The 25,978-nt window shown below is 70.2% G+C and carries 22 protein-coding genes; 11 read left to right on the plus strand and 11 right to left on the minus strand.

Annotated elements, in window-relative coordinates:
• Positions 1-39: 39 nt before the first annotated feature.
• From AB5J50_RS05745 to iolC, 5 genes are all read right to left on the minus strand, one after another.
• Positions 40-1,542 (minus strand): CoA-acylating methylmalonate-semialdehyde dehydrogenase, encoded by a 1,503-nt coding sequence (locus AB5J50_RS05745; protein ID WP_369255495.1) that lies wholly within the window; start codon positions 1,540-1,542, stop codon positions 40-42.
• A gap of 43 nt (positions 1,543-1,585) precedes the next feature.
• Complete coding sequence (iolD, locus tag AB5J50_RS05750) at positions 1,586-3,457, minus strand: 3D-(3,5/4)-trihydroxycyclohexane-1,2-dione acylhydrolase (decyclizing) (RefSeq protein WP_369255497.1); 1,872 nt, start codon at positions 3,455-3,457, stop codon at positions 1,586-1,588.
• Entirely contained in the window at positions 3,457-4,341 is an 885-nt protein-coding gene (iolB, locus tag AB5J50_RS05755; RefSeq protein ID WP_369255499.1) for a 5-deoxy-glucuronate isomerase, read from the minus strand. Before iolB ends, iolD begins: the two co-directional genes overlap by 1 nt.
• 41 nt (positions 4,342-4,382) lie before the next feature.
• Positions 4,383-5,261 carry a deoxyribose-phosphate aldolase gene (locus AB5J50_RS05760; protein WP_369255501.1) on the minus strand — a complete coding sequence of 293 codons (879 nt, stop codon included), beginning with the start codon at positions 5,259-5,261 and terminating at the stop codon, positions 4,383-4,385.
• A gap of 107 nt (positions 5,262-5,368) precedes the next feature.
• Positions 5,369-6,340, minus strand: a complete 972-nt coding sequence (gene iolC / locus AB5J50_RS05765) for a 5-dehydro-2-deoxygluconokinase (protein WP_369255503.1) — start codon at positions 6,338-6,340, stop codon at positions 5,369-5,371.
• Positions 6,341-6,636: 296 nt separating this feature from the next.
• Between iolC and AB5J50_RS05770 the strand changes: the two genes are divergently transcribed.
• The 5 genes from AB5J50_RS05770 to AB5J50_RS05790 are packed head-to-tail and all read left to right on the plus strand — an operon-like array spanning position 6,637 to position 11,604.
• On the plus strand, positions 6,637-7,656 hold the full coding sequence (locus AB5J50_RS05770; RefSeq protein ID WP_369255505.1) for a sugar ABC transporter substrate-binding protein: 1,020 nt from the start codon (positions 6,637-6,639) through the stop codon (positions 7,654-7,656).
• A 5-nt stretch (positions 7,657-7,661) separates the two neighbouring features.
• Positions 7,662-8,732, plus strand: coding sequence for an ABC transporter permease (locus tag AB5J50_RS05775; protein ID WP_369265316.1), 1,071 nt, complete (start codon positions 7,662-7,664; stop codon positions 8,730-8,732).
• An 8-nt stretch (positions 8,733-8,740) separates the two neighbouring features.
• Positions 8,741-9,655, plus strand: a complete 915-nt coding sequence (locus tag AB5J50_RS05780; protein WP_369255507.1) for an ATP-binding cassette domain-containing protein — start codon at positions 8,741-8,743, stop codon at positions 9,653-9,655.
• 1 nt (position 9,656) lies between these two features.
• The gene (locus tag AB5J50_RS05785) at positions 9,657-10,559 is read left to right on the plus strand and encodes a sugar phosphate isomerase/epimerase family protein (RefSeq protein WP_369255509.1); all 903 of its coding nucleotides are present in this window, start codon (positions 9,657-9,659) and stop codon (positions 10,557-10,559) included.
• Between the two features lie 25 nt (positions 10,560-10,584).
• On the plus strand, positions 10,585-11,604 hold the full coding sequence (locus AB5J50_RS05790) for a Gfo/Idh/MocA family protein (protein WP_369255511.1): 1,020 nt from the start codon (positions 10,585-10,587) through the stop codon (positions 11,602-11,604).
• Positions 11,605-11,641: 37 nt separating this feature from the next.
• On the opposite strand, the gene AB5J50_RS05795 is transcribed toward AB5J50_RS05790, so the two are convergent.
• Positions 11,642-13,084: an aldehyde dehydrogenase family protein gene (locus AB5J50_RS05795; RefSeq protein WP_369255513.1), complete on the minus strand. Its 1,443-nt coding sequence runs from the start codon at positions 13,082-13,084 to the stop codon at positions 11,642-11,644.
• A 2-nt stretch (positions 13,085-13,086) separates the two neighbouring features.
• Entirely contained in the window at positions 13,087-13,683 is a 597-nt protein-coding gene (locus AB5J50_RS05800; protein ID WP_369255515.1) for a thiamine pyrophosphate-dependent enzyme, read from the minus strand.
• On the opposite strand from AB5J50_RS05800, the gene AB5J50_RS05805 reads away from it, so the two are divergent.
• Both AB5J50_RS05805 and AB5J50_RS05810 read left to right on the plus strand, forming a co-directional pair.
• Positions 13,601-14,194, plus strand: a complete 594-nt coding sequence (locus tag AB5J50_RS05805) for an SDR family NAD(P)-dependent oxidoreductase (RefSeq protein WP_369255517.1) — start codon at positions 13,601-13,603, stop codon at positions 14,192-14,194. The two genes, AB5J50_RS05800 and AB5J50_RS05805, sit on opposite strands and share 83 nt — an antisense overlap.
• Before the next feature lie 43 nt (positions 14,195-14,237).
• Complete coding sequence (locus AB5J50_RS05810) at positions 14,238-14,810, plus strand: TetR/AcrR family transcriptional regulator (protein WP_327426532.1); 573 nt, start codon at positions 14,238-14,240, stop codon at positions 14,808-14,810.
• Here AB5J50_RS05810 and AB5J50_RS05815 read toward each other — a convergent pair.
• A complete protein-coding gene (locus AB5J50_RS05815) occupies positions 14,785-15,978 on the minus strand; it encodes a CaiB/BaiF CoA transferase family protein (RefSeq protein ID WP_369255519.1) in 1,194 nt (397 codons plus the stop codon). The genes AB5J50_RS05810 and AB5J50_RS05815 overlap by 26 nt on opposite strands.
• A 79-nt stretch (positions 15,979-16,057) precedes the next feature.
• Here AB5J50_RS05815 and AB5J50_RS05820 point away from each other — a divergent pair, with 79 nt between their 5' ends.
• Positions 16,058-17,239 carry an acyl-CoA dehydrogenase family protein gene (locus tag AB5J50_RS05820; protein WP_369255521.1) on the plus strand — a complete coding sequence of 394 codons (1,182 nt, stop codon included), beginning with the start codon at positions 16,058-16,060 and terminating at the stop codon, positions 17,237-17,239.
• 200 nt (positions 17,240-17,439) lie between these two features.
• Here AB5J50_RS05820 and AB5J50_RS05825 read toward each other — a convergent pair whose 3' ends face one another.
• The 3 genes from AB5J50_RS05825 to AB5J50_RS05835 all read right to left on the minus strand — a co-directional run bounded on the left by AB5J50_RS05825 (position 17,440) and on the right by AB5J50_RS05835 (position 21,091).
• On the minus strand, positions 17,440-18,468 hold the full coding sequence (locus AB5J50_RS05825) for an alcohol dehydrogenase catalytic domain-containing protein (protein WP_369255523.1): 1,029 nt from the start codon (positions 18,466-18,468) through the stop codon (positions 17,440-17,442).
• Between the two features lie 168 nt (positions 18,469-18,636).
• The gene (locus AB5J50_RS05830) at positions 18,637-20,112 is read right to left on the minus strand and encodes an AAA family ATPase (protein ID WP_369255525.1); all 1,476 of its coding nucleotides are present in this window, start codon (positions 20,110-20,112) and stop codon (positions 18,637-18,639) included.
• 103 nt (positions 20,113-20,215) lie between these two features.
• Entirely contained in the window at positions 20,216-21,091 is an 876-nt protein-coding gene (locus tag AB5J50_RS05835) for a universal stress protein (protein WP_369255527.1), read from the minus strand.
• A gap of 917 nt (positions 21,092-22,008) precedes the next feature.
• Here AB5J50_RS05835 and AB5J50_RS05840 point away from each other — a divergent pair.
• The 3 genes from AB5J50_RS05840 to AB5J50_RS05850 all read left to right on the plus strand — a co-directional run bounded on the left by AB5J50_RS05840 (position 22,009) and on the right by AB5J50_RS05850 (position 25,894).
• Positions 22,009-22,179 carry a hypothetical protein gene (locus AB5J50_RS05840; protein WP_369255529.1) on the plus strand — a complete coding sequence of 57 codons (171 nt, stop codon included), beginning with the start codon at positions 22,009-22,011 and terminating at the stop codon, positions 22,177-22,179.
• A gap of 30 nt (positions 22,180-22,209) precedes the next feature.
• On the plus strand, positions 22,210-24,543 hold the full coding sequence (locus tag AB5J50_RS05845) for a heavy metal translocating P-type ATPase (RefSeq protein WP_369255531.1): 2,334 nt from the start codon (positions 22,210-22,212) through the stop codon (positions 24,541-24,543).
• Between the two features lie 373 nt (positions 24,544-24,916).
• A complete protein-coding gene (locus AB5J50_RS05850) occupies positions 24,917-25,894 on the plus strand; it encodes a GerMN domain-containing protein (RefSeq protein WP_369255533.1) in 978 nt (325 codons plus the stop codon).
• The last annotated feature ends 84 nt before the right edge of the window (positions 25,895-25,978 follow it).

Below are 25,978 nucleotides of genomic sequence, written 5' to 3' on the forward strand. Positions count from 1 at the left end.
GAGGCCGCGGGTCCGTTCCCGCGCCGGCCGCCGCTTGGGTCAGGAGTGACTGGGGAAGCCGAGGTTGATGCCTCCGTCGGACGGGTCCGGCCAGCGGGTGGTGATCACCTTGCCCTGGGTGTAGAAGGCGATGCCGTCGTTGCCGTAGATGTGCAGGTCTCCGAAGAGGGAGTCCTTCCAGCCGCCGAAGGAGTGGTAGCCGACGGGGACCGGGATCGGCACGTTGATGCCGACCATGCCCGCCTGGACCTCCAGCTGGAAGCGGCGGGCGGCGCCGCCGTCCCGGGTGAAGATCGCGGTGCCGTTGCCCCAGCGGGAGCTGTTGATGAGCTTGATGGCGTCGTCGTAGGTGTCGGCGCGCACTACGCACAGGACCGGGCCGAAGATCTCGTCCTTGTACGCGTCCGCCGTCACCGGCACCTTGTCGAGCAGCGAGACGCCGAGGAAGAAGCCGTCCGCGCACTCGGGGTGTCCCTCGACCGTGTAGCCGGTGCCGTCGACGACGACCTCGGCGCCCTGGGCCGCCGCGCCGCTGACGTACGAGGCGACCTTGTCGCGATGCTCGCGGGTGATGAGCGGGCCCATCTCGGAGGCCGGGTCGTTGCCGGGGCCGATGTTCAGGCCCTTGGCGCGCTCGGCGATCTTGGCGACCAGCTCGTCGCCGGTGTCGCCGACCGCGACCACGACCGACACGGCCATGCAGCGCTCGCCGGCCGAGCCGTACGCGGCGTTGATGGCCTGGTCGGCGGCGAAGTCCAGGTCGGCGTCGGGGAGGACGAGCATGTGGTTCTTGGCGCCGCCCAGGGCCTGTACGCGCTTGTCGTGCTCGACGCCCTTGAGCTGGATGTACTTGGCGATCGGCGTGGAGCCGACGAAGGAGACCGCGACGACGTCCGGGTGCTCCAGGAGCCGGTCCACGGCCACCTTGTCGCCCTGCACGATGTTCAGCACACCGTCCGGCAGGCCCGCCTCGGAGGCCAGCTCGGCCAGCCGGAAGGAGGCCGACGGGTCCTTCTCGCTCGGCTTGAGCACGAAGGTGTTGCCGCAGGCGATGGCGAGCGGGAACATCCACATCGGCACCATGGCCGGGAAGTTGAACGGCGTGATGCCGGCGACGACGCCCAGCGGCTGGCGGATCGAGGCGACGTCGACGCGGCTGGAGACCTGGGTGGACAGTTCGCCCTTGAGCTTCTCGGAGATGCCGCAGGCCAGTTCGACGATCTCCATGCCGCGCGCGACCTCGCCGAGCGCGTCGGAGTGCACCTTGCCGTGCTCGGCGGTGATCAGCTCGGCGATCTCGTCGCGGTGCGCGTCCAACAGCTCGCGGTACTTGAACAGGACCGCCGTGCGCTTGGCGAGCGAGGCCTCGCCCCAGCTCTCGAAGGCGGCCTTCGCCTTGGCGACCGCGGCGTCCACCTCGTCGACGGAGGCGAAACCGACCTGCTTCTCCTGGGCGCCGGTGGCCGGGTTGTAGACCGGGCCGAAGCGTCCGGAGACGGACTCGACGGGCTTGCCGCCGATCCAGTGCGTGATGGTCTTCATGGTGCGGGGGCCTTTCGTGGGCGGGGAGTTCAAGAAGTCGGGGTCACAGGTGGCGGCGGCGGCCGGCGACCTGGCCGTCGTAGCGTTCACGGGCGTGCAACGCGGCTTCGCGCGTGGCCACTTCGGCGACGGGTACGTCCCACCAGGCCGCGGCGGGCGGTGCGGTGGGCGTCGGGTCGGTCTCGACGTACACGCAGGTCGGCCGGTCCGAGGCGCGCGCTTCGGCCAGCGCGTCGCGCAGTTCCCGTACGGTCTTGGCCCGGAGGACGTCCATGCCGAGGCTGGCGGCGTTGGCGGCCAGGTCCACCGGGAGCGGGGCACCGGAGAAGGTGCCGTCGGCGGCGCGATAGCGGTAGGCGGTGCCGAAGCGCTCGCCGCCGATCTCCTCCGAGAGGCCGCCGATGGAGGCGTAGCCGTGGTTCTGGATCAGGACCAGGTTGACGGGCAGGCCCTCCTGGACGGCGGTGACGATCTCGGTCGGCATCATCAGATAGGTGCCGTCGCCGACCAGCGACCAGACCGCCGTGCCAGGGGCGGCCTGCTGGACGCCGATGCCGGCCGGGATCTCGTAGCCCATGCAGGAGAAGCCGTACTCCAGGTGGTACTGGCGCGGGCCGCGCGCCCGCCACAGCTTGTGCAGGTCGCCGGGGAGCGATCCGGCCGCGTTGATGACCACGTCGTCGTCGCCGACGACGGCGTCCAGCGCGCCGAGGACCTGTGTCTGGGTGGGCACGGCGGAGTCCTCCGCCCGGTACGCGGCCTCGACCACGTCCTCCCAACGCGCCTTGCCCGCGCGGTACTCGGCCTCGTACGCCACGTCGACACGGTGGCCGGACAGCCCCGCCGTGAGCGCCTCCAGACCCGTCCGCGCGTCCGCGACCAGCGTCCGGGCGGCGAGCTTGTGGGCGTCGAAGGCGGTGATGTTGAGGTTGACGAACCGGACACCGTCCTTCTGGAACAGCGTGTTGGACGCGGTGGTGAAGTCGGTGTAGCGGGTGCCGACGCCGATGATCAGGTCGGCGGTGCGGGCGATGTCGTCACAGACGGCGGTGCCGGTGTGGCCGATGCCGCCGAGGTCGGCGGGGTGGTCGTGGCGCAGCGAACCCTTGCCCGCCTGGGTGGAGGCGACGGGGATGCCGGTGGCGTCGGCCAGGGCCTTGAGCGCGCCCTCGGCCTCGCTGTGGTGGACTCCCCCGCCGGCGACGATCAGAGGGCGCCCGGCGGCGCGGATCGCCCGTACGGCTTCGGCGAGTTCGACCGGGTCGGGGGCGGGGCGGCGTACGCGCCAGACGCGCTCGGCGAAGAACTCCTCCGGCCAGTCGTACGCCTCCGCCTGCACGTCCTGCGGCAGGGCGAGGGTGACGGCGCCGGTGTCGGCGGGGTCGGCCAGGACGCGCATCGCGTTCAGCGCGGAGGGGATGAGCATCTCCGGGCGGGTGATCCGGTCGAAGTAGCGGGAGACCGGCCGCAGCGTGTCGTTGACGGAGACGTCGGCCTCGACGGGGTGTTCCAGCTGCTGGAGCAGCGGGTCGGCGGGGCGCGTCGCGAAGTAGTCGCCGGGCAGGAGCAGTACCGGGAGGCGGTTGATGGTCGCGAGGGCTGCGCCGGTGACGAGGTTGGTGGCGCCGGGGCCGATGGACGTGGTGACGGCCTGGGCGGACAGGCGGTTGAGCTGGCGGGCGTAGCCGACCGCCGCGTGCACCATGGACTGTTCGTTGCGGCCCTGGTGGAACGGCATGGTGTCCTCGCCGGCCTCCAGAAGTGCCTGGCCGATGCCCGCCACATTGCCGTGGCCGAAGATGCCCCAGGTGCCGGCGATCAGCCGGTGGCGTACGCCGTCACGCTCGCTGTACTGCGCGGACAGGAAGCGCACCAGGGCCTGTGCTGTGGTCAGGCGGCGGGTGGTGGTGCTCATCAGGACCTCTCGGGGGCGGTGTACAGGGGCAGCCGGGGGTCGACCGGCTGCTCGGGCCAGGTACCCCGGATCCAGGCGTGGTCGGGGTGGTCGCAGATCAGCCAGGAGCGGTCGGTGCCGGGGCCCGCCATGACGTTCAGGTAGTACATGTCGTGTCCGGGCACGGCCATGGACGGTCCGTGCCAGCCGTCCGGGATGAGGACGACATCGCCGTCGCGCACCTCGGCGAGCACGTCGGTGCCGCTGCCCTGGCCCGAGGGCGAGACCCGCTGGTAGCCGAGGCCGGGCGTGCCCTCGTGGGCGGCGAACTCGAAGTAGTAGACCTCTTCGAGCTCGGACTCCTCGCCGGGGCGGTGCTCGTCGTGCTTGTGCGGCGGGAAGGAGGACCAGTTGCCGCCGGGGGTGATCACCTCGACGGCGATCAGCTTGTCGCACTCGAAGACCCCTGCCGCGCCGAAGTTGTTGACCTGTCGGGAGCAGTTGCCAGTGCCGCGCAGTTCGACCGGGACGGCGGAGGCGGGTCCGTAGCGCGCGGGCAGCCGCCGGGTGCAGCGTGCGCCGGTGAGCGCGAACCGCCCGCCGTCGCGCGAGGCGATCGAGACCTGGGCGTCGCGGGGAACGTACGCGAAGTCGGTGACCCCGCTGAAGACGCTCTCGCGGCCGGTCAGCCGGAACGTGTCGCCGCCGACCGCGACGGTGCAGCCGCCGGACAGCGGGAGCACCATCCACTCGCTGTCGCCGGTGTCGAAGCTGTGCCAGCCGCCGGGCGGCAGTTCGAGCACTCGCAGGCTGGAGTAGCCCCAGCCGGCCGACTCGGGGGTGACGTCCACGGTGTAGGCGTCGGTGGCGGCCTTGCCCGCGGGAAGGTGGTGCGTGGTGGTCATCGGGAGTGGCTCCTCTACGGGAATCGGCAGGCCTACGGGAGTCAGAGCAGGCCGACCGCGGTGTCCACCGCGGTCTCCACGCTGCCTTCGGCGGGGTACAGCAGCGACCGGCCGACGACCATGCCCTGGACAGTGGGCAGCCGCAGGGCTTTGCGCCATCTCTCGTACGCGCCCTCCTGGTCCTGGCCGACCTCGCCGCCGAGCAGCACGGCGGGCAGGGTGGAGGCCTCCAGCACCTCGGCCATGTCGTCGGGGTCGTCGGTGACCGGCAGTTTGAGCCAGGTGTAGGCCGAAGTGCCGCCCAGGCCGGAGGCGATGGCGATGGACCGGGTGACGGCCTCGGCGCTCAGGTCGTTGCGGACCGTGCCCTCGACCCGGCGGGATATGAACGGCTCGACGAACAGCGGCAGTCGGCGTGCCGCCATGTCGTCGACGGCGCGAGCGGTGGTCTCCAGCGTCTCCAGCGAGCCGGGGTCGTCGTAGTCGATGCGCACCAGCAGCTTTCCGGCGTCGAAGCGGAGCCGCTCGATGTCCTCGGCGCGGTGGCCGGTGAAGCGGTCGTCCATCTCGAAGGAGGCGCCGGCGAGCCCGCCGCGGTTCATGGAGCCCATCACGATCTTGTTCTCCAGGACCCCGAGCAGCAGCAGGTCCTCCAGGATGTCGGCGGTGGCGAGCACCCCGTCCACTCCGGGCCTGGACAGCGCGGTGCAGAGGCGTTCCAGGAGGTCGGCGCGGTTGGCCATGGCCAGGCGGCGGTCGCCGACACCGAGGGCGCCGCGCGCGGGGTGGTCCGCGGCCACGATCATCAGCCGGCCGCTGTCGCCGATCAGCGGGCGGCGGACCCGTCGGGCGGCCGCTTCGGCGATGGCCTCCGGGTGCCGGGCGCGCACCGTGACGAGGTCGGGGATGCTGATACTCAAGACAGGCTCCGTTCAGGGGTGGCGTCGGCCGGCCGGGTACGAGGAGGTCGTCGGCCTCGGACTGGGGCGGCAGTTGCGTACGAGGAGGTCGTCCGCCTCGGACTCGGTCAGCCGCGCGCGAGGAGGTCTTCGACCTCGGTCTCGGTCGGCATCGCGGAGGAGCAGGCGAGCCGGGAGGCGACGAGGGCGCCGGCCGCGTTGGCGTACCGGATGGTCTTCTCCAGCTCCCAGCCGGACAGCAGACCGTGACACAGGGAACCGCCGAACGCGTCTCCGGCGCCAAGGCCGTTGACGACCTCCACCGGTACCGGCGGGACCTCGGCGACGGTGCCGTCGCGGTGGACGGCCAGGACTCCCTTGGGGCCCTGTTTGACGACCGCGAGTTCCACGCCGGCTTCCAGCAGGGCTTCGGCGCAGGCCCGTGGTTCGCGTACGCCGGTGGCGATCTCGCACTCGTCGAGGTTGCCGACGGCGACGGTGGCGTGCCGCAGCGCCTCGGCGTAGTACGGGCGCGCCTCGTCCGGGTCCGACCAGAACATGGGGCGCCAGTCGAGGTCGAAGACGGTGGTGCCCGACTTGGCACGCGCCTTGAGGGCGGCGAGCGTGGCCGAGCGGCTGGGCTCCTCGCTCAGTCCCGTGCCGGTGATCCAGAAGATGCGGGCCGCGCGGATCGCGAAGAAGTCCAGCTCGTCGGTCCGGATCTCCAGGTCCGGCGCCTTGGGCCGCCGGTAGAAGTACAGCGGGAAGTCGTCCGGCGGGAAGATCTCGCAGAACGTGATCGGCGTGGGGAACTCGTCGACGGGTGTGACCCAGCGGTCGTCGACGCCGAACTCCTTGAGCGCCTGGTGGAGGTAGGTGCCGAAGGGGTCCTGTCCAGTGCGGGTGATGACCGCAGTGGCCCGGCCCAAACGCGCGGCGGCCACCGCCACATTGGCCGCCGAGCCGCCGAGGAACTTTCCGAAGGTCTCGACCTGCGCGAGCGGCACACCGGTCTGCAGGGGATAGAGATCGACGCCGATGCGTCCCATGGTGATGACGTCGAAGGACTCAGCGTCGAAGGATTCAGCGGACTCAGGCATGCGTGACGCTCCTGATGCGTGGGAAGCGGGCAACGGGGCGCCCGATGCCTCTTAGGTGTAGGACCCGGAGTGAGCCCCTGTCAAGAGTTTGTACTGACATTCGGACCTGCTCAGGAAATGATGTCTTAACAAAGTATTGACAGGTGGGTGCATCAGGGACTTGTATCCCGTCCCAACGAAACAGCCGCGTCACCGGCACATGACCCGGACATCCCGTCCGGGTCCCCGCACGGGCCTCGCGCCCCCCGCGCCGTCCCGTTCCCTTTCCCCCCGTCGCACAGTGAGGTGCTGGAAAGATGGACCGCACGTTTCACCCCCGCTCTCGGAGAATCGCCCCTCTCGTCGCGCTGGCAGCGGCGTCCGCGCTCCTCGTCGCGGGCTGCTCCAGCAGCTCCGGCGGCAAGAAGTCCGAGGAGAGCGGAGACAGTGCCTCCGCAGGCAAGGCCAACACGCCCCGTATGACGGTCGCGCTGGTCACCCACCAGTCGCCCGGCGACACGTTCTGGGACATCGTCCGCAAGGGCGCCGAGGCCGCGGCCGCCAAGGACAACATCAAGCTCGTCTACTCGGCGGACCCGAACGCGGGCGCCCAGGCCAACCTGGTCCAGAACGCCATCGACCAGAAGGTCGACGGTATAGCGATCACGCTCGCCAAGCCGGACGCCCTGAAGGACGTCGTGAGCAAGGCGAAGACGGCCGGCATCCCGGTAGTCGGCCTCAACTCGGGTGTGAGCGACTGGAAGAAGCTGGGCCTGCTGCAGTTCTTCGGGCAGGACGAGACCGTGGCGGGCGAGGGTCTCGGCAACAAGCTGAACTCGCTAGGCGCCAAGAACGCCGTCTGTGTGATCCAGGAGCAGGGCAACATCGGACTCACCCAACGCTGCGACGGCGTGAAGAAGACGTTCAGCGGCAAGCTGGAGAACCTGTACGTCAACGGTACTGACATGCCGTCGGTCAAGTCGACGATCACCGCCAAGCTCAAGCAGGACAGCTCCATCGACCACGTGATCACGCTCGGCGCGCCGATCGCACTGACCGCCACGCAGTCGGTAAGCGACGCGGGCAGCAAGGCCAAGGTCGCCACCTTCGACCTCAACAAGGACCTGACCGGCGCCATCAGCAAGGGCACCGTCGAGTTCGCCGTCGACCAGCAGCCCTACCTCCAGGGCTACTTGGCGGTCGACTCCCTGTGGCTCTACAAGACCAACGGCAACTACAGCGGCGGCGGCGAGCAGCCGATCCTGACCGGACCGGCCTTCGTCGACAAGTCCAACGTCGACGCTGTCGCCAAGTTCGCCGCGAAGGGCACCCGGTGACGAAGATGACCCAGCAGGCTGAGCCGGCGGTGACCACACCGCCGGCCTCCGGCCCCAAGGAGACCGACGGGCGGACCGCACAGCGCTCCCTGGCGCTCAGGCTGCTCGCCCGGCCCGAGGTCGGCGTATTCCTCGGCGCAGTCGCCGTGTTCGTCTTCTTCCTCATCGCGGCGCCGGCGGTCCGCTCCGGCAGCTCGATGGCGACCGTGCTCTACCAGTCGTCGACGATCGGCATCATGGCGCTGCCCGTGGCCCTGCTGATGATCGGCGGCGAGTTCGACCTGTCGTCCGGCGTCGCCGTGATCACCTCGGCGCTGACCGCGAGCATGCTCAGCTACCAGCTGACCATGAACGTCTGGATGGGCGTGATCGTCGCGCTCTTCGTGTCCCTCGCGATCGGCGCGTTCAACGGCTGGATGATGGTCCGCACCGGGCTGCCGAGCTTCCTGGTCACCCTCGGCACCTTCCTGATCCTGCAAGGCGTGAACCTCGCGGTCACCAAGCTGATCACCAACAACGTGGCGACCGACGACATCAGCACCATGGACGGCTTCGATCAGGCGAAGAAGGTCTTCGCCTCGTCCTTCGACGTCGGCGGTGTCCAGGTGAAGATCACCATCGTGTGGTGGCTGGTCTTCGCGGCCATCGCGACCTGGGTGCTGCTGCGCACCAAGTACGGCAACTGGATCTTCGCGGTCGGCGGCAATCAGGACAGCGCCCGCGCGGTCGGTGTGCCGGTCACCTTCACCAAGATCACGCTGTTCATGACCGTCGGTTTCGGCGCCTGGTTCATCGGCATGCACCAGCTGTTCTCCTTCAACACCGTGCAGTCGGGCGAGGGTGTCGGCCAGGAACTCATCTACATCGCCGCGGCGGTGATCGGCGGCTGTCTGCTGACCGGCGGCTACGGCTCCGCGATCGGCCCGGTCTTCGGCGCCTTCATGTTCGGCATGGTGCAGCAGGGCATCGTCTACGCCGGCTGGAACCCCGACTGGTTCAAGGCCTTCCTCGGCGTGATGCTGCTCGGCGCCACGCTCATCAATCTGTGGGTCCGCCGCACGGCGACCCGGAGGTGAACTGACTCATGGCAAGCAACGGATCCGGACCCGTCGGCGCGATCCTCAAGGACACGCCGTCCGAGGACGGCACCGCCCCCCTCGTCGAACTGCGCAACGCCGGCAAGGCCTACGGCAACATCCGCGCCCTGCACGGCGTGTCCCTGACCGTGCGGCCCGGCAAGGTCACCTGCGTGCTCGGCGACAACGGCGCCGGCAAGTCGACCCTCATCAAGATCATCTCGGGTCTGCACCAGCACACCGAGGGCGAGTTCCTCGTGGACGGCGAGCCGGTACGCTTCAGCACCCCGCGCGAGGCCCTCGACAAGGGCATCGCCACCGTCTACCAGGACCTGGCCACCGTGCCGCTGATGCCGGTGTGGCGGAACTTCTTCCTCGGCTCCGAGATGACCAAGGGCCCCTGGCCCGTGCGCCGCCTCGACATCGCCCGCATGAAGCAGACGGCCGACGAGGAACTGCGCAACATGGGCATCGTCCTCGACGACCTGGACCAGCCCATCGGCACGCTCTCCGGCGGCCAGCGCCAGTCCGTGGCCATCGCCCGCGCCGTGTACTTCGGCGCCCGCGTGCTCATCCTCGACGAGCCGACCGCCGCGCTCGGCGTCAAGCAGTCCGGTGTCGTCCTCAAGTACATCGCCGCCGCCCGCGACCGCGGTCTCGGCGTCATCTTCATCACCCACAACCCGCACCACGCCTACATGGTCGGCGACCACTTCAGCGTGCTCCGGCTCGGCACCATGGAGCTCAGCGCCGACCGCAGCGAGGTCAGCCTGGAAGAGCTCACCAACCACATGGCCGGCGGCGCCGAACTCGCGGCGCTCAAGCACGAGTTGGCGCAGGTACGCGGCGTCGACGTCGAGGAACTCCCCGAAGCGGAAGACCTCCAGGCACCCGTGGCGGCCTCCTCCGAAGGGACCTCCTGAGATGACCACTCCCCTCGACCGCATCCGGGTCGGCTCGGCCCCCGACTCCTGGGGCGTCTGGTTCCCCGACGACCCGCAACAGGTCCCGTGGGAACGGTTCCTGGACGAGGTCGCCGAGGCCGGCTACTCGTGGATCGAGCTCGGCCCGTACGGCTATCTGCCGACCGACCCGGCCCGGCTCACCGACGAGGTGACCAAGCGTCAGTTGAAGGTGTCGGCCGGCACGGTCTTCACCGGACTGCACCGCGGGCCCTCGGTCTGGGAGTCCACCTGGAAGCACGTCAGCGACATCGCCGCGCTCACCCAGGCCATGGGCGCGAAGCACCTGGTGGTCATCCCGTCCTTCTGGCGGGACGACAAGACCGCCGAGATCCTCGAACCGCCGGAGCTGACCGCCGAGCAGTGGGCCCACCTGACCAAGGGCATGGAACGGCTCGGCCACGAGGTCAAGGAGACGTACGGCCTCGACATCGTCGTCCACCCGCACGCGGACACCCACATCGACACCGAGGACCACGTCGAGCGCTTCCTCGACTCGACCGACTCCGACCTGGTCAACCTGTGCCTGGACACCGGGCACTACGCCTACTGCGGCGGCGACAGCGTCAAGCTCATCGAGACCTACGGCGAGCGCATCGGCTATCTGCACCTCAAGCAGGTCGACCCGGAGATCCTCGCCGACGTCGTCAAGAACGAGGTGCCGTTCGGCCCCGCCGTGCAGCGCGGCGTGATGTGCGAACCCCCGGCGGGCGTACCGGAGTTGGAGCCGGTGCTGGTCGCCGCCCAGCGTCTCGGCGTGGAGCTGTTCGCCATCGTCGAGCAGGACATGTACCCGTGCGAGCCGGACAAGCCGCTCCCGATCGCCGTACGCACCCGTAAGTTCCTCCGCTCCTGCGGCGCCTGACCATCTGAAAGGACCATCGACCACCATGACTCAGCGCGGAACACTCGGGGTGGCCGTCATCGGCACGGGCCGGATGGGGGCCGACCACGTACGCCGGATCACCGAGGTCACCAGCGGGGCGCGGGTGACCGCCGTCGTGGACATCGACGCCGAGCGGGCCAAGCAGCTCGCCGACGGCATCGACGGCTGCACGGCGTACACCGACCCGGCCGCCGCCCTGGCCGCCGACGACGTCGACGCCGTGATCATCGCCTCCCCCGGCCCGGCCCACGAGGCGGCGCTGCTCGCCGCCTTCGGGCACGATCTGCCGGTGCTGTGCGAGAAGCCGCTCACCCCGGACGCGGCCTCCGCGCTGCGCGTCATGGAGGCCGAGCAGAAGCTCGGACACCGCAGGGTCCAGGTCGGGTTCATGCGGCGGTACGACGCCGAGTACATGAAGCTCAAGTCCCTGCTGGACAGCGGCGAGCTGGGCCGGCCGCTGATGCTGCACAACCGGCACCGCAACGCCGACGTGCTGTCGTACTACACCGAGCAGATGCTGATCAACGACTCGGTCGTGCACGAGATGGACGCCGCCCGCTGGCTGCTCGACCAGGAGATCACCGCGGTCACGGTGATGAAGCCGAGGCCGTCCGGCAACGCGCCCGAGGGCCTGTCGGACCCGCAGTTCGTCGTGTTCGAGACGGACGGCGGGGTCCTGGTCGACGTGGAGATCTACGTCAACTGCCGCTTCGGCTACCAGGTGCAGGCCGAGGCGGTCTGCGAGAGCGGCACCGCGCGGATCGGCGACGCCCACGGGATGTCGGTCAACGCCGGTGGCCGGTGGGGCGGTTCGATCGCCCCGGACTTCGTGGAGCGGTTCGAGGAGGCGTACGACCGCGAGGTGCAGGCCTGGGTCGACGCCACCCTGCGCGGCGAGGTCACCGGCCCCAGCAGCTGGGACGGATACGCGGCGGCGGCCGTCTGCGAGGCGGGCGTCCGCGCCCAGGCCGACGGACGCCGGACCGAGGTCGAACTGATCGAACGCCCCGCCCTCTACCGCTGACACGACTGGCAGGCGGCGTGTCTCCGGGGCGGTCTCGTCAGGTCGACGAGGCCGCCTCATCAGGTGCGTGGCCGAGGATTCCCTTGATTTCCAGGTAGTCGTGGAAGCCGAACTCGCCCCACTCCCGGCCGTTTCCGCTCTTCTTGTAGCCACCGAAGGGACAGCCGAAGTCGAATCCGTCGTTGACCACGACCCACCCCGCCCGGATGCGACGAGCGACGGCGCGGGCGCTTTCGAGGTCCGCCCCGGCCACGTAACCGGCGAGACCGTACTCCGTGTCGTTCGCGATCTCGACGGCGTGGTCCACACTGTCGTAGCCCAGGATCGTCAGCACCGGCCCGAAGATCTCCTCGCGGGCGATGGTCATGTCGTTCGCGACATGGGCGAAGACGGTGGGCTTGACGTAGTAGCCCTTCTCCAAACCGTCCGGGCGTCCGGTGCCGCCTGTCACCAGGGTGGCTCCCTCGTCGATGCCCCGCTGAATCAGCCCCTGAATCTTCTCGAACTGGGCCTCTGAAACCACCGGACCCATCACGAAGTCGCCGCCCGGGTCACCCACGGTGATCCGGGACGCGGTCTCCCGGGCGATGACCATGGCCTCTGCCATACGGGCGCTGGGCACCAGCATGCGCGACGGCGCGCTGCATGTCTGTCCGGAGTTGCCCATCACGGTGGCCACGCCCTTGCCGACGTTCTCGGCGAAGGCCGCGTCGTCGAGGACGATGTTCGGGCTCTTGCCGCCCAGCTCCTGTGTCACGCGCTTGACGGTGGGCGCGGCGTTCCTCGCGATCTCGATGCCCGCGCGCGTCGAACCGGTGAAGGAGACCATGTCGACCCCGGGATGACGGGAGAGCGGCACCCCCACGCCCGGGCCGTCGCCCTGAACGAGGTTGAACACACCGGCGGGAACACGCGCGGCATCCAGGATCTCGGCGAAGATCTGCCCGGTGAAGGGCGACTGCTCCGACGGCTTGAGCACCACGGTGCACCCCGTCGCCAGCGCGGGGAAGACCTTCACGGCGATCTGGTTCATGGGCCAGTTCCACGGGGTGATCAGTCCGCAGACGCCGATCGGCTCCTTGACGACGAGCGTGGCGCCACGCCGTTCCTCGAAGACGAAGTCCTTGAGCACCGCGATCGCCGTCGTCAGATGCCCGGCCCCGAGCCCCACTTGGAAGCCGTGGGCGAGCGCGGTCGGCGCGCCCATCTCCTCGGTCAGCGCCGCGGCGAGGTCGCCGGCCCGCTTCTGGAACACGTCGAGGATGTTCTGGAGCACCTCGACGCGCTCCGTGACCGTGGTCGTCGACCAGTCGGGGAAGGCCCGCCGCGCCGCCGCGACCGCCCGGTCCACATCGGCGGCCGAGCCGGCCGCCACCTTGCCGCAGACCTCCTCGGTGGCGGGATTCACGACCTCCGAGGTCCGCGGCTCCGCCGGATCCGTCCACTGACCGCCGATGTAGAACTTCAGGTATTCCCGCATGGTCACTGCGTCCCTTCCGCGTACCAGGTCCGGAACTCGTCGTAGCTCGGCATTTCTTCGGAGTTCGCCTTCGGGTCGACCGCCACGTGAATGACACCCGGCTTGCCGCTGGCGTACGCACGCTTGATGGCGGGGGCGATGTCCTCGTCCCGTTCGACGTATTCGCCGTGGCAGCCGAACCCTTCGGCGACCTTGTCCAGCCGCGTGTTCCGGCTCCAGTGCACGCCGGTCTCCAGCGACCCCTGCCCGAAGGTGCGCTTGTAGACGCCCACTTCGAGGCCCCAGGCGTAGTCGACGCCCACGACACAGACGAGGGGCAGGTTCAGGCGCGCGGCCGTCTCCAGCTCCGCGATGTGGAACTGGAAGGACGAGTCCCCGGTGATCAGCATCAGGGGACGTTTTCCGCCTTCCGCCACCGAGGCGCCCACGGCGTAGGGAAGCCCCGTGCCGAGGTGGCCGAAGTTCTGGTTCCACATCACCTCATGGGGCTTCGCCTGGGAATAGGTCCAGCCGAAAATGGCCTCGCTCGGCGCCCGGGTCGCCGTGGTGGCCCGCCGTCGCGACAGGCTGGCCGAACTCGCCGAGCAGATCGACGGCATCGCCGTCGCCTGCGACCTCTCCGACCTCGACCGGGCCGGCTCCGTCGTACCGGCGGTGGTCGAGGGCCTGGGGCCGCCGGAGATCCTCGTCAACGCCGCGGGGACCATGTTCACGACCGAGCGCGCGGAGTCCGAACCACTCGACGCCGTCCGCCGGACCACGGACCTCAACCTGCTGGCCCCGTTCCTGCTCGCCCAGGCCGTCTTCCCCCACATGCGCGCCATCGGCCGGGGCGTGATCATCAACGTCTCGTCCATCAGCGGCCGGGTCGGCTGGGCGAAGCACTCGATCCGGGTGAACACGGTGGCCCCCGGCTTCTTCCGCAGCGAGATCACCGGCCCGCTCTACGAGAGCGAGCGCGCCGCCGAGTACCTGCGCCGCAATACTCCGCTGCCGAAGGCGGGAACCGCCGACGACATCGTCGGCGCCATCCTGTGGCTCGCGGGGGACGCGGGAAGCTATGTCACCGGGCAGACGGTCGTCGTCGACGGCGGCTGGACCGCGCGCTGACCACTGCTCGATCCCGGCGAAGGCGAACGGTTACGCTGAGATCATGCCGTCCACACGTCGTACAGCGCGCCAGACCGACTTGCTCCAGCGGCTGGTCGCCCTGCTGGCGGCGGAGGGTTTCGCGTCGTTCACGCTCGACGAGCTGACCGAGCGGCTGCGCTGCTCGAAGACGACCTTGTATCAACTGGCTGGCAGCAAGCAGGAGTTGGTCCGGGAGGCGGTGAAGCACTACTTCCGGGAGGCGACACAGACCATCGAGAAGCAGGTGGCGGACACCTCGGCGCCCGCGGACCGCGTGGTGGTCTACCTGAACGCGGTCGCCCAGCAGCTGAGACCGCTGTCCCGGCAATTCCTCGACGACATGGCCGACTTCGAACCTGCTCGCGAGGTGTACGAGGCCAATACGCGTCTTGCAGCGGGCCGGCTCAGGCAGTTGATCGCGGACGGGGTCGCCGCCGGCGCGTTCCGTGACGTCCATGCCGCGTTCGTGGGCGAGGTGGTCGCCGCCACCATGCAGGAGATCCAGCGCGGTGAGGTCGCCGCACGCACCGGGTTGTCCGACGCGGAGGCCTACGCCGAGCTGGCGTCGCTCATTGTGCACGCGGTTTCGCCCTGACCTCGGTGACCGCAGTGGTGTTAGTGGTGTCAGTGGTGTCAGCGGTGGAGCCGACTCCCCAGTCCCGTAGCACCGACTCGGAGTCCTCACCCGGCGTGTCCGGAGTCGACGGCTCTCTGCTGGGCGTCCGCGAGAATCGCGGGGCCGGTGCGGCCTGGAGGATGCCGTCGACCTCGACCAGGGTGCGCCGGGCCACCACATGCGGGTGCGTTCCCGCCTCGGCGAACGTGAGCACGGGCGTCACGCACGCGTCCGTGCCGGCGAAGTGCGTGGCCCAGTCGTCGCGCGTACGGGAGGCGAACCGCTTCGCGAAGGCCGACCGCAGTGCCGGCCAGCCGCCGCGGTCGCCCTGGGCGGGCAGCCCGGCGGGGTCGAACCCCAGACCATCGAGCAGGGCCGCGAAGAAGTGCGGTTCGAGCGCGGCGACGGCGACGTATTTGCCGTCGCCGCACGCGTAGGTGTCGTAGAAAGGGGCGGCCCCGTCGAGAAGGTTGGAACTCCGCTCGTCCGACCACTCGCCCATGCCGCGCAGAGCGAGCGTCATCTGGCTCAACAGGGCGGTCCCGTCGATCATCGCGGCGTCGACGACCTGTCCCGCCCCGGAGCGTGAGCGCTCCCACAGCGCGGCCAGGACGCCGACGGCCAAGAGCATGGACCCTCCCCCGAAATCTCCCACGAGGTTGAGCGGAGGGGGTGGCGAACCGTCTTCCCGACCCATGGCATGGAGCACGCCGGTGAGACCGATGTAGTTCAGATCGTGTCCGGGTTGCTGAGCGAGCGGACCGTCCTGCCCCCAGCCCGTGACCCGGGCGTAGACGAGCCCCGGATTCCGCCGTCCGCAGTCGTCGGGGCCGACTCCGAGCCGCTCGGCGACGCCCGGCCGCAGTCCCTCCACGAACACATCGGCCCGGGCCGACAGCGCCAGGACGAGCGCACGCCCCTCGGGCTCCTTGAGATCCGCGAAGACCGACCGGCGGCCGCGCCGCACGATGTCGGTCGCGCCGACGGGGCCGAGCCGGAGCGCCCGGCCGGAAGGCCTCTCGACCCGCACCACATCGGCACCGAGATCGGCCAGCACCATGGCCGCGTGGGGCGCCGGCCCGAGTCCCGCGAGTTCAAGGACACGCAGACCGGCGAGGGGACCAGCTGATCTGTCGATGGACGACATGGCATTACGGTACCAATAACGATACTGTTGTATCGCTTCGAGTATCAAAAACTTCCAGCGCTACGCCCGAGGACATCTCATGCCCGCTACCCGAACGCTTCCCGCCCCGGAAGCAGTCGACCTGATCGGCCTGACCCGCGAGCTCGCCGAGAAGGAGCTCGCGCCGCGCGTCGCCGAGGCCGAGGCCGAGGAGCGGTTCCCCCGCGAGGTCTTCCGCACACTGGGCCGGGCCGGCCTGCTGAGCCTGCCCTACCCCGAGGAGTACGGCGGCGGTGGCCAGCCCTACGAGGTCTACCTCCAGGTTGTCGAAGAGATCGCGGCCGTGTGGGCCAGCGTCGCCGTGGGTGTCTCGGTCCACGCGTTGTCCTGCTTCGGCCTCGCCGCCTTCGGCACCCAGGAGCAGAAGGACGAGTGGCTCCCCGGCATGCTCAGCGGCGATCTGCTCGGCGCCTACTGCCTGTCCGAGGCGCACGCCGGTTCCGACCCCGCGGCGATGCGCACGCGGGCCGTCAGGGACGGCGACCACTATGTGCTCAACGGCGCCAAGGCATGGACCACGCACGGTGGGCACGCGGACTTCTACACGGTCATGGCGCGCACCGCCGACGAGGGCTCACGCGCCATCTCCTGCTTCCTGATCCCGGCCGACACTCCTGGTGTCGTGGCCGATCCCCCGGAACACAAGATGGGTCTGACCGGGTCGGCCACCGCCACCATCCGTCTGGAGGACGTACGTGTCCCCGCGCACCGCCGGATCGGCGAGGAGGGCGAAGGGCTCAAGATCGCCTTCGCCGGGCTGGACTGCGGCCGGCTGGGCATCGCGGCAGTGGCCACGGGCCTTGCCCAGGGGGCGCTGGACCACGCACTGCGCTACTCGCGGGAACGGGAGACCTTCGGGCGCCCCATCATCGAGCACCAGGGGCTGGCCTTCGTCCTCGCGGACATGGCCGCGGCGGTGCAGGCCTCCCGCGCCACCACGCTCGCCGCCGCCCGGCTCAAGGACCAGGGGCTCCCGTTCCAGTGCGAGGCGTCCATCGCCAAGCTGGTCGCCACCGACAACGCCATGAAGGTCACCACCGACGCCGTCCAGGTACTCGGCGGCTCCGGCTACACCCGCGATTTCCCGGTCGAGCGCTATATGCGGGAGGCCAAGGTCATGCAGATCTTCGAAGGCACCAACCAGATTCAGCGCCTGATCATCGGCCGCGCGCTGAAGGAGGCCGACCGGGGCAGTCTCAGGGTTCGGGACGAGACCAGGTAGTACGCAGCGGCGTACGCGTCGGGCGTCGACGGCACGCGCACATCCCGGAGGGTCCGCACCACGTGACCGCCGCCTGCTGAGCGCCGATACAGCACGGAGCCCGGCCGGTGTTGAGTACCGGTCGGGCTTCGTCGTGCGTAAGGGATCGCGGCCTCAGGGACCGTCGCCACGACCGTCACGGCGAAATCTGGCCGGGCGCTTCACTCACGGTGCAGCACGACCTTGAGGGCCCCGGTGTCGGTGCCGTGGGAGAAGATCTCGTAGGCCTCCTCCATCCGGTCGAGGCCGAGGGTGTGGGTGACAAGCGAGGAGACCCGCAGGCGTCCGGAAGTCACCAGGTCGAGCAGCCAGGGAGTGGAGGACGTGTCGACCTGACCGGTGCTGATCGTCACGTTCTTGTGCCACAGGGCCTCGAGGTGAAGCGTGGCCGGCTTGCCGTGCATGCCGATGTTGGCGATGCGCCCGCCTGGGCGCACAACCCGGGTGCAGAGGACGAAGCTCTCCGGATCTCCGGCGGCCTCGATGACCACGTCGGCGCCGAGCCCCTCGGCCAGATCGGCGATCAGCCGCCCGGGCAGCTCGGCGGCGTCGGCACCCAGTCGGGTGGCTGCTTCCAGCCGGGAAGGAGACAGGTCCACCGCGATGATTCTGCGGGGGGAGTAGATCCGCGCGGTGATGACCGCTGCAAGCCCTACGGGACCAGCACCCACGACGACCACGGTGTCCCCCGAGTCCACGTGTCCATTCCGCACCCCGACCTCGTAGGCGGTGGGGAGGAGTTCGGCGAGCAGGACGGCGTCATCGAGCGTCAGGGTGTCGGGCCGCCGGTGGGTGGAGTGGTCGGCGAAGGGCACCCGCACGAATTCGGCCTGTGTCCCGTTGATCAGGTTCCCCAGAATCCATCCGCCCCCGTTGCGGCACTGTCCGTACATGCTGTCCTGGCAGAACCGGCAGCGGCCGCAGGCCGAGACGGACGACACGATCACTTGCTCCCCCACGCGGACGGAGCGAACCTCCCGGCCGACTTCCACTACTTCGCCGACGGCCTCGTGGCCGAGTACCGTCCCTGGCTTCACCTCGGGGAGCTCTCCGCGCACGATGTGCAGATCAGTACCGCAGACGGTGGTGGCGTCGACCCGCACTATGACGTCGGTCGGGTCCTCGATCACCGGATCCGTGGCTGTGTCCCAGGAGGTCTGTTCGGGGCCGTGGTAGACGAGTGCTCGCATGGTGCTCCCTCGGCTGCCCCCTTCCACCGTCGCCCGCGAAGGACTACCGGGCAACAGGGACTGTCGGGGCTCTTTCGAGGGCAGCAGCCGCTCAGGTCGTCCGGGCCCTCCTGAGCAGGCCGTCCATTCCGGCACACAGGTCGCCGCCGCATGGTCGCAGCTCGCCTCCTAATCCGGCTCCATGTAGGGGCGGCGAAAGACCGGGGCCTGGTCAGTGGCGTAAGGGCGTACGGCTGTCAGCGCCCGGACGACCGCGGCCTCCAGGGGGCCGCTCGTGTCGACTACGACGGCTTCCGGCCATGGCGGTTCCGTGGCCGCCATGGCGGCTGCCACGTCCAGGCCGGCGTCGGACGTCCCAGGTGTGCGGGTGGTCAGGCGGGCCGCCGCCACATCATCTGGAACCTGGCAGTGCAGGGCCACCAGGTCGGCGCTGGTGCGTTCGGCCACGCGCAGGGCGGCTTCACGCTGTCCCGCACCGGACCAGGTGGCGTCCAGGACGACGGACTCGCCACTGGACAGCAGGGCGGATGCGCGGTCGAGCAGGGCCGCGTAGGTCTTGTGGGTCCACTCCGGCGTGTAAAGGCCCTCGCCATAGCCGGCGGCCGCGGGCTCCTCGGCCGGGATGCCCGCCAGCTCCTTACGAAGCCGGTCGCTGCTCAGCAGCGTGACTCCCAGGCGATCGGCCAGTGCGCCGGAGAGCGTGGACTTCCCGCTCCCCGGGAGCCCGCCGACGAGCGTGAGGCCGACAGCGGACGTACGAAGGTGCCGCAGGGCCGTCGTGATCAGTCGGCGTGCCGCCCCCTCCGCGCCGGGCGCGCCCTGGCGTGCCTGGATCAACGTGACCTTGGCCCGGACGAACGCGCGGTAGGCGACGTAGTGATGCCGGAGGGAGGGCGGTGCCGGGTCGCCGGAGTACTCGCTGTACTCGGCGAGGAAGAACGCCGCCGCTTCCGGGGCACCCAGCTGTTCCAGGTCCATGGCAAGGAAGGCGGCGTCGTCGAGGCCGTCGACATAGCGCAGGCGGTCGTCGAACTCCAGACAGTCCAGGACGCGGGGGCCGTCATCGAGACAGAAGATGTCATCGGCGAGCAGGTCGCCGTGGCCGTCGACCACCCGCCCCTTCTCGATGCGCTTTTCGAAGAGCTGTCCACGGCCCGCGAGATAGCGGCGCACCAGCCGCTCGATCTCCTCCACGCCATCGGGGACGAGGCCGTCGTCGGCCAGTGCACGGACCTGTCCGAAGCTCGCTTCCCAGCGCGACGACAGAGCATCCCGCGTTCCCTGCTCGTCCACGTCCCGGCTGCGGGGAGCGTCCGCGTGACGGGTGGCGAGCAGCCGGGCGACAGCCCGCAGGGCACCGTCAACAGCCTTGCCTTCTCTCATCAGGCGGGAGAGGCGGCGCTCCGCCGGCATACGGCGCATCACGACGAGGGGTTCGGGCGTATCCGTGTCCGGGCTGTGGAATTCCCCCAGACCGAGGTAGACGTCGGGGGCGAAGCGGCGGTTGAGAGCGACTTCCCGCTCGCAGGTGGCCCGGCGCGCCGCCACAGTTGTGTGGTCCAGGAACCCGAGGTCGACCGGTTTCTTGACCTTGTATGCACGGTCCCCGACGAAGAACACCACCGCGGTATGGGTCTCGTGCACCTCTGCACGCGGGAGCCGCGAAGCAGCTGGGGCAACGCTGGGGCGGAGGACGGACGCGTCGGCCTGATACGCCGGCATCGTCCGTTCCCCGTTGCGGCTCGGCTCAGTCATGGGGGACGACGGCGATGGGGCAGCGCGCGTGGTGGACTGCGGCATGGGCCACGGGGCCCAGGAGTGGTGCCAGGCCGGGACGATGTTTGCGTCGGCCGACGACCAGCAGCCCGGCGCCGTCGGCGGCTCGTACGACGGCCTTGGCGGGACTTTCGAGAGCGATGACGTCGGCCACCTCCACGCCTGGAAACTTCTCGCGCCAGGGGCGGAGTGCCTGGCTCAGGTCCTTCTGTGCGTCCTGCTTGATCCCTTCGGTGACGTCGTGGTCCACGCCCCAGGGAACGTAAGCGACGACGGGCAGGCTCCGGCCATGGACGACCCGGAGGGGAACGCCCCGCGCCGCGGCGGTGCCGAAGGCGAATCCAAGCAGGTCGTCGCATGGGCCATGCAGTTTCAATGCCACCACTACGCCGCCTGCCGTACGTGGATCGGTCTGTGGCCCCGGTTCGGGGGTTTCCGCGCGTACCAGGACCACCGGCCGGTCGGCCCGTGCCACAACGGGCATGCTGATGTCGCCCAGGAAATAGCTTCCGATAGCCCCCAGCCCCCGCGAGCCGAGCACGGTCATCTCGGACTCCGATGCTGCTTGCAACAATGCGTCCTGGGCGTCGTCGGCCACGAGATTGCCGTCGATGGAGAGGCCCGGGTGGCGCGCCTGGAGCTCCGCCCGCGCGTTGTGCACGATGCGATTCGCCCAGTAGTTCTGATCCACCTCGGCGGGGATACGGGTCTGTTCCGGCACCAGCAGGGGCCACGCGTGCAGCAGGCGCAGCGTGAGCTTCCGCCGCTCGGCTTCGTCTGCTGCCCAATGGGCGGCGGCGAGGCTCTCGGGTGAGCCGTCCAGGCCCACGGTGACTACTGGCTCCAAGGCCTCTGCCTCCGTCTCGTACGAAACCGGAATGCCGGTGAGCAGTCCGCTTTCCGGACTGCTGTCCGTCCTACGCCCCGTCGGTAGCCGTTCAGGCGACTGCGAGGGTTACTCGCTGGGCGATCGTCTGCGCCGCCGCGCCAGGCGAAGTTGCTTCTCACCCGAGGAGTACCCGAAATCCTCTTGCGGCGCATGTGGACTCCGGTGCGGCAGGTCGTAGGGCTGGGATCGGATCCCCTTCTCCGACGAGCGGCTTCCCGGCTCCGTCCTCCGCGAACTCGCCGAGGCCGCCCATACCGAAGGCGCCACGCTCATCGTGCCCCGAACCACACGAGACGGCACGGCTGTTGCGGGTCACTGCCGACGCGGAGCACCGCAATCGCGCCGACGCGGACCGCAGCGCGGAAAGCCGCCAGTGGGCGAGCCAGGACGAGTTCGAGAACACCGGCGCACCGATTGGCTACGCGCCGGACAGACACTTCAGCACGTCCCGCTCGTGGCGACGGCGCACCGGTTGCGCACCTCGCTCCTGCATCAGGCACTTGAATGGCCCGACCTACAGAACGACCTACGCAGCGCGACAGCGCCCTTCGATCACGTTCAGATGCTCATCCGGCTCGGACACGGACCGGAAGGACCTGCTGCACACCGCCGTATGCCACCCCTGTTCCTGGACCTCGACGGAACCGCCGCTTCGGACGAACCGAACTGCCCCGTCCAGCGGTCGGACAGTCCACGGACGCGGGAGGTGCGTCCGGACCGCCCAAACAGGGCCGGATGGCCCCCACCGGCGCGCCATCCGGCCGTCGCGCCGGAGGCCGTCGGGCCACCACACTGGAAGTAAGAGAGAGAAGGGGAGCACGTGCGCGGCTGTCGGGCCCTGTCCCAGCCTGCCGCGCCGACACGCGAGGTGTGCCATGACCGGACCTGTCGTAGCCGCATTCGACGGATCCCCCGCAAGCATGACGGCCGCGTGGTGGGCCGCCGACGAGTCCGTGGAGAGGCGCCTGCCCATGTTCCTGCTCCGATCCTGCGCCTCCGAGGCCCTCCTCGAACAAAGCGCGAGCGCATACGTGCCGTACGTCTGAGGTGCCGTCGCTGCTCCAGTGAGGACTGCCATGGACCGCTTCATCCCGCGAGAACAGCTGCGCCGTCTGGTCACGGTGCTGTCCCTTCCGTCGAAGCTGGAACCGGTTCTCCTGGCCGTCACGGCCGCCGCCTTGACGGCCGGAGGCGTCTTCTGGCTCCTCGGTGCTGCCGATCTTGCCGACCTGTGCTGGGGACTCGGTACCGTCGTGGCCGTCGCGCCCGCGGTGGGCTGGGTGCTGGACGCGTTGCGGCACGGCCACGCGGGCGTGGACCTGATCGCGGTTCTGGCGCTCGTCGGCACCCTGGCAGTGGGCGAGTATCTGGCAGGTGCCCTGATCGCGCTGATGCTCGCCACCGGCCGCACGCTCGAGGCCGCAGCCCAGCGGCGCGCCTCCCACGACCTGCGGGCGCTGCTGGAACACGCGCCGCGCACCGCCCGCCGCCGCATCGGCACCGAGGTGCGTACGGTGTCGCTGGCCGAGGTGGCCGTCGGGGATCTGCTCGTGGTCGGTCCGGGCGAGGTCGTCCCCGTCGACGGGCGCGTGGTCGGCACCCCGGCCGTACTCGACGAATCGGTGCTGACCGGAGAATCCCGGAATGTGGAGCGCGCGGCAGGTCACACCGTGCGCAGCGGTGTGGTCAACGCGGGCAGCGCCTTCGAGGTGCGGGCCTCGGCGACCGAGCAGGAGAGCACGTACGCCGAGATCGTGCGGCTGGCCCGGCAGGCGGGAGCGGAATCCGCTCCCGTGGTGCGGCTGGCGGACCGCTACGCCGCCTGGTTCCTGCCCCTGTCGGTGGCGGCGGCGGGGCTCGCCTGGCTGATCAGCGGCTCCGCCGTGCGAGCGGTGGCGGTCCTGGTGGTCGCCACTCCGTGTCCCCTGCTGCTCGCGGCACCGGTGGCCATCGTCTCGGGTCTGTCGCGGGCATCCCGCCTCGGGGTGGTGATCCGTGACGGCGGAGCGCTGGAGAACCTCGGCCGGGCCCGGACCCTTCTGCTCGACAAGACCGGCACCCTCACCGGCGGCCGTCCGCGCGTGCTCGACGTGATCGCGGCACCGGGCTGGACACCGGCAGAGGTGCTGCGCTCGGCCGCCTCGCTCGACCAGTACTCCCCGCACGTCCTGGCGCAGGCCGTCGTCGACGCAGCCCGCGAGCGCGGACTCGAACTGACCGTGCCCGAGGACGTGTCGGAAGAGCCCGGCCGGGGCGCCACCGGCACCGTCGGCGGACGCAGGACGACCATCGGCCGCTTCGACACCCACGACGAAAGCCCGATGTGGGCCCGTGCGGCCGACAACCGCGCGCTCCTGGACGGGGCGGCCGTCGCCTGGCTCACCGTCGACGGCCACCGCGCCGGTGCCGTCCTCCTGCGCGATCCGCTGCGCCACGACGCGCCCCGGACCCTGCGCCGACTGCGTGCGGCGGGCATCGAGCGGCTCGTGATGCTGACCGGCGACCGGCCCGAGCCCGCGCGCGAGATCGCCGCCGTGCTCGGTCTCGACGACGTGCGCGCCGATCTGGCCCCGGCGGACAAGGTCGCCGCCGTGCGGGCCGAGCGGGCCCGCACGGTCACCGTGATGGTGGGCGACGGCGTGAACGACGCCCCGGCGCTCGCCGCCGCGGATGTCGGTGTGGCCATGGGCGCGCGCGGCTCCACGGCCTCCTCCGAGGCCGCCGACATCGTCCTGACCACCGACCGGGTGGACCGTCTGGCCGACGCCGTCGGCATCGCCGTACGCTCGCGGCGCATCGCCGTGCAGAGCGCCCTCGGCGGCATGGTGATGTCGCTCGCGGCCATGGTCGCGGCCGCCTTCGGTCTGCTTCCTCCAGCCGTCGGCGCCCTGCTCCAGGAGGGCATCGACGTCGCGGTGATCCTGAACGCGCTGCGTGCCCTGCGCGTCGACCACGCGACAGCGCAGCCGCTCGAACCCGCCACGGAGGCACTCATCCACCGGTTCGCCGCCGAGCACGACGATCTGCAGGACGTCCTCGAAGCCGTACGCGAAGCCGCCGATCGCCTCTCGGACAGCCCCGGGCCGGAAGCCCTGGCCTCGGTGGGAGAGGCGCACCGGCTGCTCACCGAGCGGCTGTTGCCGCACGAGTACGCCGAGGAGCACCAGCTCTATCCCGCGCTCGCGCCCGCCCTCGGTGGGCCCGAGTCGACGGCCACCATGAGCCGGGCTCATGCCGAGATCGAACGACTGGCCCGGCGCATCGCCACGCACCTCACGCTCGCCGACGCCGCCGGCGGTCCGGCACCCGAACAGTTCGACGATCTGCGTGCCTGTCTCTATGGGCTGCACACCGTGCTGCGGCTGCACTTCACCCAGGAGGAGGAGAACTACTTCTCCCTCGCGCCATGAGCAGCCCTGGAGCAGCGCGGGCGGCGACGGGCTGCAGGTGCACGCCGTCGGCCCCGCGCTCGGCATGCTCGGCGGATGCATGCGTGGACCACGCTGCGCTCCAGGGACGGCGGCCTGATCGCGATCCCGCGCGACCTCGTCGTCCTCGCGGTCTTCGCGACCGTGCTCCTCACCCTCGCGTCGCTGGGCGCTGCGGCACCGGCTCACGGCCGGTGCGGCGTGCTGAGGCTCGGTCAACTTCCTTGGCCGCAGTGGATCTTACGGGGCCGAACGGTCCTTCCGACCCTCGCTGGGCGGCCTACGACGAGTGCCGTACGGCCCCTGGCAGCGGGCCCCCGCAGGCGCTTCGCTTGAAGCGTCGGAGGAGGGTGCCATGAACAGCGAAGCCCCAGTTCCATGCCCCCGCAGGCGTCACTCCTTGGTGCTCACCGCAGCGGCGCTGACGCTGCCTCTCCTCGCTGCCAGCGGGTGCGGCACGGGCACGGGTCCGGATCGGCCGCAAGGCAGCGGCCGTCCGGCCGGGTCCCCGACCGGCACGTCGACCTCCGGCGGTGCCTCCGGCACGCCCGCACCGTCGGGAACCACCAGCGCGAAACCGGCAACCCCCGAGCCCTCGGTGAGCACGTCGGCGGGAGCGCACAGGATCCGCACGGCGGTGTACTTCCTGCGCGGCGAGTACGTCTCGGCCGCTCCGCGCACCGTGACCGCTCCGGCCACCGCCACGAGTGCCGTACGCGAACTGCTGAGCGGCCCCAACCGCTACGAAGCGGACCACGGCCGCACAACGGCCATCCCGTCCGGTACGAAGCTCCACTCCGTCGTGGTCCGCGGCCACGTCGCGACCGTAGACCTCTCCAGCCGGTACGACGACGGTGGCGGCAGCCTCTCCATGCGGGCGCGGCTCGCTCAGGTCGTGTTCACCATGACCCGCTTCGCCGGTGTCCACGAAGTCCGTTTCGAGCTCGACGGCAAGCCGGTCAAGCACTTCGGTGGCGAAGGCATCGTCCTCAACGGCCCGGTGGGACGGGCCGACTTCGAGGACCTCGCGCCGGCCGTCCTGGTCGAGTCCCCGCTGATCGGTGACACCGTCCACACACCCGTCCGGGTCTGGGGCAGCGCCAATACGTTCGAGGCCGAGTTCCGTCTGAAGGTCACCGACACGACCGGCCGCACCTCCGCAGATGTCCAGATCCGGGCCACATCCGGCACCGGAGCCCGCGGGACCTTCGATGTGGCCTTCCCTTACAAGGCCGCCCGGACCGGCCCCGGGCTGCTGATCGCGTACCTCGTCCCGCCCAAGGACGGCAGGCCCGTGATCGTCGACACCGTGCCACTGACCGTGAACCGCTGACACCGGACCGCGACGCGCACCAGCCCCGACGCCCCTGCCGCGAGTGGGCGTCAGGGCCGTCCTCTCCCGCCGACGGACGGTTCA

This window comes from Streptomyces sp. R35 (assembly GCF_041053035.1).
In the GTDB taxonomy this organism is placed as follows: domain Bacteria; phylum Actinomycetota; class Actinomycetes; order Streptomycetales; family Streptomycetaceae; genus Streptomyces; species Streptomyces lutosisoli.

Coding starts and splice junctions, on each gene's coding strand:
- AB5J50_RS05800 (WP_369255515.1), bottom strand. CDS start 13,683: ATGCCGTCGATCTGCTCGGCGAGTTCGGCCAGCCTGTCGCGACGGCGG.
- AB5J50_RS05840 (WP_369255529.1), top strand. CDS start 22,009: ATGACCGGACCTGTCGTAGCCGCATTCGACGGATCCCCCGCAAGCATG.
- AB5J50_RS05775 (WP_369265316.1), top strand. CDS start 7,662: ATGACCCAGCAGGCTGAGCCGGCGGTGACCACACCGCCGGCCTCCGGC.
- AB5J50_RS05845 (WP_369255531.1), top strand. CDS start 22,210: ATGGACCGCTTCATCCCGCGAGAACAGCTGCGCCGTCTGGTCACGGTG.
- iolC (WP_369255503.1), bottom strand. CDS start 6,340: ATGCCTGAGTCCGCTGAATCCTTCGACGCTGAGTCCTTCGACGTCATC.
- AB5J50_RS05790 (WP_369255511.1), top strand. CDS start 10,585: ATGACTCAGCGCGGAACACTCGGGGTGGCCGTCATCGGCACGGGCCGG.
- AB5J50_RS05745 (WP_369255495.1), bottom strand. CDS start 1,542: ATGAAGACCATCACGCACTGGATCGGCGGCAAGCCCGTCGAGTCCGTC.
- iolD (WP_369255497.1), bottom strand. CDS start 3,457: ATGAGCACCACCACCCGCCGCCTGACCACAGCACAGGCCCTGGTGCGC.
- AB5J50_RS05795 (WP_369255513.1), bottom strand. CDS start 13,084: ATGCGGGAATACCTGAAGTTCTACATCGGCGGTCAGTGGACGGATCCG.
- AB5J50_RS05770 (WP_369255505.1), top strand. CDS start 6,637: ATGGACCGCACGTTTCACCCCCGCTCTCGGAGAATCGCCCCTCTCGTC.
- AB5J50_RS05780 (WP_369255507.1), top strand. CDS start 8,741: ATGGCAAGCAACGGATCCGGACCCGTCGGCGCGATCCTCAAGGACACG.
- AB5J50_RS05785 (WP_369255509.1), top strand. CDS start 9,657: ATGACCACTCCCCTCGACCGCATCCGGGTCGGCTCGGCCCCCGACTCC.
- AB5J50_RS05815 (WP_369255519.1), bottom strand. CDS start 15,978: ATGTCGTCCATCGACAGATCAGCTGGTCCCCTCGCCGGTCTGCGTGTC.
- iolB (WP_369255499.1), bottom strand. CDS start 4,341: ATGACCACCACGCACCACCTTCCCGCGGGCAAGGCCGCCACCGACGCC.
- AB5J50_RS05850 (WP_369255533.1), top strand. CDS start 24,917: ATGAACAGCGAAGCCCCAGTTCCATGCCCCCGCAGGCGTCACTCCTTG.
- AB5J50_RS05825 (WP_369255523.1), bottom strand. CDS start 18,468: ATGCGAGCACTCGTCTACCACGGCCCCGAACAGACCTCCTGGGACACA.
- AB5J50_RS05810 (WP_327426532.1), top strand. CDS start 14,238: ATGCCGTCCACACGTCGTACAGCGCGCCAGACCGACTTGCTCCAGCGG.
- AB5J50_RS05820 (WP_369255521.1), top strand. CDS start 16,058: ATGCCCGCTACCCGAACGCTTCCCGCCCCGGAAGCAGTCGACCTGATC.
- AB5J50_RS05805 (WP_369255517.1), top strand. CDS start 13,601: ATGGCCTCGCTCGGCGCCCGGGTCGCCGTGGTGGCCCGCCGTCGCGAC.